This window comes from Actinosynnema sp., assembly GCF_052038725.1.
Map to the genome: position 1 here is coordinate 1 of NZ_JBQGCX010000593.1, position 2950 is coordinate 2950.

2 protein-coding genes are annotated in these 2950 nt (G+C 76.4%); both read right to left on the reverse strand.

What is annotated here, in order from left to right:
* Positions 1–267: beta-ketoacyl synthase N-terminal-like domain-containing protein (locus tag ACTUAL_RS12450; protein ID WP_440900339.1), on the reverse strand; the 267-nt coding region annotated here is incomplete at its 3' end.
* Positions 267–2950 (reverse strand): SDR family NAD(P)-dependent oxidoreductase (locus tag ACTUAL_RS12455; RefSeq protein WP_440900340.1); only part of this gene is annotated, 2684 nt, incomplete at its 5' end. The genes ACTUAL_RS12450 and ACTUAL_RS12455, both read right to left, overlap by 1 nt.

Here is a 2950-nt window from a genome sequence, read left to right on the forward strand (position 1 = left end):
GGTGCCCCGGTGGTCGGGATCGGGGTGGTGCAACGACTCCAGGTCCCACCCCCGGTCCGAGGGGAACTCGGAGAGGGCGTCGACCCCGTCCGCCAGCAGCTCCCAGAACAGCTCCGGGGAGCGCGCGCCACCGGGGAACCGGCAGCCCATCCCGACGATCGCGACGGGCTCCACCGCCGCCGTCTCGACCAGCCGGAGACGTTCCCTGGTGGACTGGAGCTCGGTGGTGACCCGCTTGAGGTAGTCGAGCAGCTTCGCGTCTTCCATCAGTCAGACACCCCCAGTTCCCTGTCGATGAGGTCGAGCAGCTCGTCCCGGCCGGTGTCGCGCAGGTCGCGCACCACGACCGGGGTCCCGGACCACCGGGAGAGCAGCCGGGTCAGCCTGGAGGCGACCTCGGCGCGGTCCGCCTCGGCCGCGGTGACCAGCGCCGCCTCCAAGCGGTCCAGCTCGGCGAGCGGGTCACCGCGTCCCGCCGGGTCGCGGGGCAGGAGCAGGGTGAGCAGGTGCTCGGCCAGGGCCTCGGGCGTGGGGTGGTCGAACACCAGGGTCGCGGGCAGTCGCAGCCCCGTCTCGGTGGCCAACCGGTTGCGCAGTTCCACCCCGGTGAGCGAGTCGAACCCGAGGTCGCGGAACGACCGCTCGGCGGGCACGGCTCCCTGTGCGTGGCCGAGGACGGCGGCGACCCCGGCGCCGACCAGGTCCACCAGGACGGCCGCGCGCTCGTGCTCGGCGGTCGCGGTGAGCCTGCCGAGCAGGGACTGGGCCGTTCCAGGCGCTTGGGCGGGGACCGCCCGCGCACCGGGCAGATCAGCCAGCAGCCGGGACGGCCGTGGCAGGCGCGCGGTGAAGCGGGACCAGTCGAGGTCTGCGACGACGGCCGTGGGCTCGGCCGCGCCGACGGCCCGCCACAGCGCGGCGAGCGCCCGGCTCGGCTCGACGGGGAGGACGCCGTCGCGGCGGAGCCGTTCGGCGGTGGCCTCGTCGGCGGCCATGCCCTCCCCCGCCCAGGCGCCCCAGGCCACGGAGGTCGCCGCCAGGCCGAGACCACGCCGGTAACCGGCGAGGGCGTCCAGGACGGCGTTCGCCGCCGCGTAGTTGCCCTGACCGGGGTTGCCCAGTGTGCCCGCGGCCGAGGAGAACAGCACGAACGCGGACAGGTCGTGCCCCTGCGTCAGCTCGTGCAGGTGGACCGCCGCCGCGGCCTTGGGGGCGAGCACCGCGTCGAACCTGTCCGGGGTCAGCGCCCCGAGCACGCCGTCGTCCACCACCCCGGCGGTGTGCACCACGGCGTCCAACTCGGTCAGGCCGCCGACCAGGGCGGCCAGCGCGGCGCGATCGGTGATGTCGCAGGCGAGCACGGTGGTCCTGGCTCCGAGGTCGGCGAGCTCGGCGGTGAGCCGCGCCGCGCCGGGCGCGTCCGGTCCGCGCCTGCTGACGAGGACGACGTGGTCGGCCCCGCCCTCGGCGACCGAGCGCGCGACGTGGGCGCCGAGCGCGCCGGTGCCGCCGGTGATCAGGACCGTGCCGCGCGGTTGCCACCCGGCGCCGTCACCCGGAGGTGCGGGGACGAGGCGCTGGGCGAGCGGGGCGGAGCGCACCGCGACCCGGTCCTCGGTCCGGGCGGCCAGGACGCCGCGCACCCTGCGCCAGGTCAGGACGTCCGGTTCCTCGGGCAGGTCCAGCAGGCCGCCCCACAGCTCGGGGTGCTCCAGCGCGATCACGCTCCCCAGCCCCCACGTGGCGGCTTGGGCGTGGTGGCGCGGGGGTTGCCCGCCCGCCCCGGTCGCCCCGGTCGTGGCGCACCACAGCGGGGCGGTGGAACCGGCGGCGGCCATGGCTCGCGCCAGCGCCGAGGTCAAGGCGAGCCCGGCGGGCACGCGGGGGTGGTCGGGCAGGGGTTCCTCGGCCAGCGCGAGCAACGACACCACGCCCGCGACGCCGCGGTCGAACCCGGCGGTGGAGAGCGAGGCCGCGACCAGGTCGGGATCGGTGTCCCCGGTGGTGAGCACCACGGGCTCCCCGGCGTCGAGCGCCTGTCCCAGGCCGACCGCCACCGGGTGGTCCACGTGCCCGTCCGGCAGCACGAGCAGCCACCGGCCTGGCAGGTCGCGGTCCTCCGGTTCGGGCAGCGGTTTCCACACCACCCGGTGGGTCAGCCCGTCCGCTCGGGAGCGGTCCGGGGGTGAGGCGGTGAGCCAGTAGTGCTCGCGCTGGAACGCGTAGGTGGGCAGATCGGCGCGGCGGGCGCCGGTCCCCCGGAACACCTCGTCCCAGTCGACGGGCACGCCGCGCACGTGCAGCGCGCCGAGCGCGGACAGCAGCGCCTCGACCTCCGGCCGGTCGCCCCTGGAGGCGGTGATCACGTCGGCGTCACGCGCGGCGCCGCCGAGGACGCCGTCCGGGCCGATCTCCACGAAGGTGGTGGCGCCGTGCGCACGCGCCGAGGCGAGCCCGTCGCCGAAGCGGACCGCCTCGCGGACGTGCCGCACCCAGTAGTCGGGGGTGCGCAGCTCCTCTCCCGCGATCCGACCGGTCAGGTTCGACACCACCACACCCTCGGGGGTGCGGAAGTCGACCCGGTCGAGCGCGGACCGGAACTCGTCGAGCACCGGCTCCACGAGCCGGGAGTGGAACGCGCGGTTCACCCGGAGGCGCTTGGTTCGGTGCCCGCGCGCGGCGAGCGCGGCGGCGGTGGTGAGCACCTCGGCCTCTGCCCCGGACAGCACGACCGAGTCGGGGCCGTTGACGGCCGCGAGGTCGACGGCGCCCGCCAGCAGCGGGAGGACCTCGTGCTCGGCGGCCTGGACCGCGACCATCGCACCGCCGTCGGGCAGCGCCTGCAGGAGCGCGGCGCGCGCGGCGACCACCCGGCAGGCGTCCTCCAACGACCACAGACCCGCGAGGTGCGCGGCGGCCAACTCGCCGATCGAGTGCCCCACCAGCACGT